The 5455-nt window shown below is 67.6% G+C and carries 11 protein-coding genes; all 11 read left to right on the top strand.

Annotation, left to right across the window (positions count from 1 at the left end; all coding sequences use genetic code 11):
• A partial coding sequence (locus tag VJ655_RS12225; RefSeq protein WP_324111424.1) for a transposase occupies positions 1–1184 on the top strand: 1184 nt, incomplete at its 5' end.
• A gap of 61 nt (positions 1185–1245) precedes the next feature.
• Positions 1246–2247 (top strand): AAA family ATPase, encoded by a 1002-nt coding sequence (locus tag VJ655_RS12220; protein WP_324111422.1) that lies wholly within the window; start codon positions 1246–1248, stop codon positions 2245–2247.
• 13 nt (positions 2248–2260) lie between these two features.
• Positions 2261–2491, top strand: a complete 231-nt coding sequence (locus VJ655_RS12215) for a hypothetical protein (protein ID WP_324111420.1) — start codon at positions 2261–2263, stop codon at positions 2489–2491.
• Positions 2484–2861 carry a hypothetical protein gene (locus VJ655_RS12210; protein WP_324111418.1) on the top strand — a complete coding sequence of 126 codons (378 nt, stop codon included), beginning with the start codon at positions 2484–2486 and terminating at the stop codon, positions 2859–2861. Before VJ655_RS12215 ends, VJ655_RS12210 begins: the two co-directional genes overlap by 8 nt.
• The gene (locus VJ655_RS12205) at positions 2858–3118 is read left to right on the top strand and encodes a hypothetical protein (RefSeq protein WP_324111416.1); all 261 of its coding nucleotides are present in this window, start codon (positions 2858–2860) and stop codon (positions 3116–3118) included. Before VJ655_RS12210 ends, VJ655_RS12205 begins: the two co-directional genes overlap by 4 nt.
• 169 nt (positions 3119–3287) lie before the next feature.
• A complete protein-coding gene (locus VJ655_RS12200) occupies positions 3288–3998 on the top strand; it encodes a DUF3164 family protein (RefSeq protein ID WP_324111415.1) in 711 nt (236 codons plus the stop codon).
• Positions 3998–4234 (top strand): hypothetical protein, encoded by a 237-nt coding sequence (locus VJ655_RS12195; RefSeq protein ID WP_324111413.1) that lies wholly within the window; start codon positions 3998–4000, stop codon positions 4232–4234. The genes VJ655_RS12200 and VJ655_RS12195 overlap by 1 nt, the downstream gene beginning before the upstream one ends.
• Positions 4231–4422 (top strand): hypothetical protein, encoded by a 192-nt coding sequence (locus tag VJ655_RS12190; RefSeq protein WP_324111411.1) that lies wholly within the window; start codon positions 4231–4233, stop codon positions 4420–4422. Before VJ655_RS12195 ends, VJ655_RS12190 begins: the two co-directional genes overlap by 4 nt.
• On the top strand, positions 4422–4718 hold the full coding sequence (locus VJ655_RS12185; RefSeq protein ID WP_324111409.1) for a hypothetical protein: 297 nt from the start codon (positions 4422–4424) through the stop codon (positions 4716–4718). The genes VJ655_RS12190 and VJ655_RS12185 overlap by 1 nt, the downstream gene beginning before the upstream one ends.
• Entirely contained in the window at positions 4715–5038 is a 324-nt protein-coding gene (locus tag VJ655_RS12180; protein WP_324111407.1) for a hypothetical protein, read from the top strand. The genes VJ655_RS12185 and VJ655_RS12180 overlap by 4 nt, the downstream gene beginning before the upstream one ends.
• A complete protein-coding gene (locus VJ655_RS12175; protein ID WP_324111405.1) occupies positions 5038–5382 on the top strand; it encodes a helix-turn-helix domain-containing protein in 345 nt (114 codons plus the stop codon). Before VJ655_RS12180 ends, VJ655_RS12175 begins: the two co-directional genes overlap by 1 nt.
• Positions 5383–5455: the final 73 nt, after the last annotated feature.

Below are 5455 nucleotides of genomic sequence, written 5' to 3'. Positions count from 1 at the left end.
GTCACACCTTCGCCGCCGTCGATCGCTCGCACGATGGGCTCTACCCGCACCGCCTGGCCAATCTCGACGGCCACCTGTGGGACGTGCAGGTCGAGTGGGAGGACGGCACGCGCGGCCGGCCCTACTGCCTGGCGGTCCAGGACATCGCCTCGGGCTTCCCGCTGGCCGTCCGCTTCGACCGGACCCTGAACCACCACATCGTTCGCCTGGCCCTGGGCGACACCTTCCGTGACTTCGGCCTGGTCGAGCGCCTGCTGATGGACAATGGCACCGAAAACCAGGCCAAGGAAATCTCGGGCGGCATCCCGCGCATGCGCGGCAAGGCGGTCGAGGAAGAGTACGACGGCCTGCTGAAAACGCTGGGCGTCGAGGCGATCTTCGCCACGCCCTACTGGGGCCAGGCCAAGCCGGTCGAGCGGATGTTCCGCAACTGGGCGCACGACATCGCCAAGTCGTCGGTCTTCGCCGGCGCCTACACCGGCCACAACGCGATGGTGAAGCCGGAGAACCACCGGTCGCGGGCCATCCCGATCGCCGAGTTCGAGGCCGTCATCCGGCAGGAGCTGGAATACTACCGCGACCAGAAGGGCCGCCAGGGCGTCGGCATGAACGGCCGCTCGTTCCGCCAGGTCTACCTGGAGGGCGTGGCCGCCCATCAACCGCGGCGCCTTTCGGCCGAGCAACTGCGCCTGTGCATGCTGGCCTCCGAGCCCCGGCCGATGGACCGCGTATCGGGCGCCGTGCGCTTGCTGGGCAACCTCTACTGGTCGCCCGAGCTGGCCGCCCTCAAGCGCCAGAAGGTCCGGGTGCGGTTCGACCCGGCCGACCTCTCCAAGCCCGTCTACCTCTACAGCCTGGACAACCGCTTCCTGCTGGAAGTCCGGCGCCACCTGGACGGCGGCTTCGAGAGCGTCGCCCAGGCCCGGAAGATCACCAAGGCCCGCGCCGACTACGTCAAGGCCACCAAGGCCCAGGGCCAGGCGCTCAAGCGCATGGGCGTGGAAGAGCTGGCCGCGCAGCTGGCGGCGGTGGCGCCGCGCCCTGAGACCCCAGCCATTCCGGCCGACACGACCAACGTCGTGGTCCCCGCCTTCGGCGTCGCCAAGACCGCCAAGGCCGCCGGCTCCAACACCTTCACCGACGACTGGGAGGCCGGCGTCGCCAGCCTTTTCGGTCGGAAATGAAACGGCCCGCCGGGGCGGCAACCCCGACGAGCCAGCAGTCCAACAACACGGGAGACCTAACATGATCCTCAACCCCGGCAAGACCGAGTTCGACGACCAGGACCACGCGCAGATCGTGGCCGGCGTAAAGGCGGCCATCGCCTCGGACGGCCTGACCCAGGCCGACATCTCACGGCTCACCGAGGTCTCGGCGACAACGCTGAGCACCTATCTGCGCAACGAGTACACCGGTGACCGGAACGCGCCGGCCACCAAGCTCAACAAGTGGCTGGAGAACCGCAAGCGCGCCGCCGCGCACAAGCAACGCCTGCCGGTCCAGGCCTCGTTCGTCCTGACCCAGGACGCCAAGCGGATGATGCAGCGGTTCGACTACGCCCTGAACATGGGTCGCATGATCCTGGTCGGCGGCCAGCCGGGCCTGGGCAAGTCGGTGACCTGCCGCCAGTACGCGGCCGACGACAACCGCCGCTGGCTGGCCACGATGGACAAGACCATCAACAGCGTGCCGGCCATGCTGATCGAGATCCTGGAGGCCATGGGCGAGGCCAACCCTCGCGGCGTGCCCCGCGATCTGCACCGCAAAATCGTCAAGAAGGCGATCGAGGCGCCGGGCCTGATCATCATCGACGAAGCCCAGCACCTGAACGACGCCTCGATCGAGGCCCTGCGGGCGATCAACGACAGCACGCGCCAGGCCGGTCGCGGCGTCGGCATCGCCATCGTCGGCAACGATGGCGTCTACGCCCGCGTCGGCTCGACGGGGACCAAGGCCGAGTTCGCCCAGGTGTCCAGCCGGTTCGCCGCCCGCACCTGGCTGCAGGAGCCGGACCCCCGCGACGTGATCGCGATCAGCCAGGCCATCGCCGACGCCAACCGGGAGATCATTGGCAAGGCCGAGCTGGACTACCTGAAGAACGTAGCCGCCCGGCCAGGCGGACTTCGCAACGTCGAGATGACGTTCGAGGGCGCCCTGCTGGTGGCGATCGGCACCAACCAGCCGCTCGCCCTAGAGCACCTGCAGGGCGCGTTCCACGCGCTCTCCGGCATCCATCAGGCCGCGTGAAGGGAACCGCACCATGCTGCTGAAGCACACCTCGACCATGGACCTCGGCGTTGTCCGCGACGGCCGTAAGGCGGTCTCCGACCTCAAGGTCCGGATCCGCTACAACACCCTGACCCAGGCAGATTTCGACCGCCTGGTCGCCCGCATCCAGGCCGCGTTCGACGAGCTGGATGAGCTGGTCGACGAGAGCCCCGACCCGAGCCGGGCGCTCCTCTATTTGATCGCGGGAGGCGCCCGTGGCTGACGTCGTCGTAACCCCCGTCGTCGCCGACGCCCCGATCTGCGAGCGGATCAACCAGCTGGGTGACGAGATCATCGCCGCCGGTCGGACGATCTCGGTCCAGATGCACATGGAGGGCGACACCGCAGAGACCTATCAGATCGGTGGCGTTTCCCACGCGCTGCAGACGGTCCTTCAGCAGGCGCACCGCTCGGGCATGACTGACCACGCCCTATTCGTCGCCTTCGCGACGGCTGTTGGCTACTTCGCCAACGCGCAGGCGCTTGGGCCGATTGAAACGGTCTGCCAGCAACTCGGGATCAAGGGCGCCAAGGCCGCCCGTGCGGCCCAGGCCAGCCTTGCGGCGGGCTTCCCGACCAGGGGGAGCGCATGAACCGCGACTGGACCATCGCCGGCCTCGCGGCCGTCTACGCCCTATCGGCCGCCAGCGTGAGCCTGGGCGACATCGCAGAGGCGGTCGGCCGCAGCCGTGGCGAGGTCGACCTGGCGCTCTGGTACCTGATTGGCCGCACGCCCGAGCAGGCCCTGTGTCTGCTTGCCAGGGAGCCCAAGGCCGCCAGCACTCCGACTGATCGCCCGCCGGCGAAGAACTCGCCGCTGGGGCGCTTCATCCGGGAGACGCTGCCGTGATCGCGGGTCTCCGTCACCTTCTGGCGTGGCTCGCACCGCGCCGCACGGTGCTCCACCGCTTCGATCCGGCCGAGTGCCGCGAGCGTCAGAGATGGGCCGCCGTCGCCGCCTCCTTTTCCCCTCAAGTCCCGCCGGAACCACGCCGGCTTTCCGCACAGGACGGTTTCCAATGAACGCCTTCACCGAACCCCAAGCTATCGCCGCCTCCGAGGAAGTCGGAGCTAACTCAGCCGCGCATCCGCTGTTCCGTAAGGTTTCCGACGGGGTCATCGACGTCGGCGGCGTCGACTATATGCGGGCCGGAGACGGCAGCTTGATGCCCGTCGCCAACATGCGCGCCCAGGACAGGCTGCAGGACGAGTTGGTCCGTAAGATCCTGGGCTTCGCCCTACCGCTTTCCGAGACCATCGCCCGCTTCGTTCAGCACACGTTCGACGATGCTGACGACTTGGTCGACCTGCTGGACCAACAGTACGGTGTCAAGCGGGGCGGCAAAGCCGGGAACCTGACCTTCACCACTTTCGACCAGCTCATGAAGGTCGAGGTGACGCGAGCCAAGATCATCGACTTCGGCCCCGAGTTGACCCAGGCGAAGGCCTTGGTCGACCAGGTCGTCGCGGACCTTGCCGTTAACGCCGACGCTCTCCTGAAGGGCTTGGTCACCCGAGCCTTTAACATCGAGAACGGCGGGCTGACCAACCGGGCCGCGCTGCTGCAGCTGCTGCGCTGGGAAATGCCAGACGAGCGCTGGCGCCGGGCGATGGACGCGATCCGCGACGCTATCCAGGTCAAGGGCACGAAGCGGTACGTCCGCATCTATCACCGGCCGTCTATCGACGATCAGTGGACCCCTGTCAGCCTCGATGCGGCGAGGGCGTGATGTACATCCGCCTCACCCCAGAGCGTGAATTCACGCTGCGGCTGGCCACGCGGCTGCTGCCCTTCTTCAGCGACGCTCTCTCCTACTTTGAGCGCCAGCTGACCGCCGAGATCGTCGGTCGGTATCTTTCCCAAGATCACGACCTCCCGCCGATCACCGATGCGGAATGGCCGGTCCTAGAGGATGCGGCTCAGGCGATGGCTGAAGCGAGCGCCCGCAAATGGAGGGCCGCATGAAGGACGTCGTCACCGTCGAGCCTTGCTATGGCGTGGGCCGCACCGGCCGGCCCGAGGGCTATGTGATCATCTGTGTACCGGCGGTAGGGGCGGCGCTGTCGATCGAGGCGTCGCGCCAACTCCGCACCGAGCTGGAGCAAGCCGAGAACGCGCTGCTCCAAGCCATGCCGGCGAACGGGACGGCCTGATGCGCCCGCGCCTCACCGTGATCCTGGCGATGTCGCCCATCGCCCAGGCGAAGTTCTGGGCAGAGGTCGAGGACGAGCTGTTGCTCGACATCGACCTGGGGATCGGTTGCGGCGTCACTGAAAGCGACCCGGTCCGCATCGAGGCGGCTTGCCGCCTGGAGCGGGCCGGGATCGTCGTCGTCAAGCCAGTTGGGCCGGGCGGCGCGCCCACCCGGGTCACCGTCAACCGCGTCTTTCCACTCAGTCCCGCCAAGCGGCGTGGCTCCTCGCCCCTAGCGCTGGAGGCAAAGTCGTGACTGTTCAAACCGACTTCCAAGGGCGTCCGGTTGACCTTCGCAAGGTCCGTCGCCGGGCCATCGTCACCGACCACGCCCTGCTGCGCCACATCGAGCGCGTGCTGCGGATCCCGGTCGAGGAAATCCGCGCGGCCATGCTGACCGACAACGTGCTGCTGGCCATGGCGCTCAAAGCCCCGTCCGTCCGCGCTCACGATCACCAGATCGTCTTCGCCCACGACAACCCGTTCGTCATCGTCACCGTCCTGACGCCCTCGATGCGCGTCCGCCGCCCGCGTCGGCGGAAGGCCCGGTGGCAAGCGCTGCAGGAGGAGCGCTGATGGGGGACAGCTCGTTGACGCCGCTGGAATGGCTCGGCTTTGAGGAGCTGGCCTGCCGTGTGCTTCAAGTTCATAGCAAGCGTGGTGTGGGTCGGCTCCTGCGGGTGTTCATTCAGCATCCGGGCCAAACTTTGACGCTCGATCGTCTCGCCGCCCTCTGCGCAAAGACCGGCTTCGTAAGCGTCCACCAGGTCAGCGCGAAGTCCTACATCAGCTGGCTGCGCCACGCCCTTCATGACCTCGGCCTGGGCTACGGCGTCGAGACGGTGCGGGGCGCTGGCTATCGCATCCCGGTCACGGACGCGGTGCGCATCAGGGCATTCGTCCTGTCGGAGCTTCGCTGATGGCCGAGCCCCGTACCTCCTGCGCCGTTCCTTTTTGCACCCGCTCAAAACGTGGTCGGTGGGCCTGGTGGCT

Source organism: Caulobacter sp. (assembly GCF_035254145.1).
GTDB lineage: Bacteria > Pseudomonadota > Alphaproteobacteria > Caulobacterales > Caulobacteraceae > Caulobacter.
The sequence above is the reverse complement of the archived record's forward strand: the minus strand, read 5'-3'. Positions and strand labels throughout refer to the sequence as shown.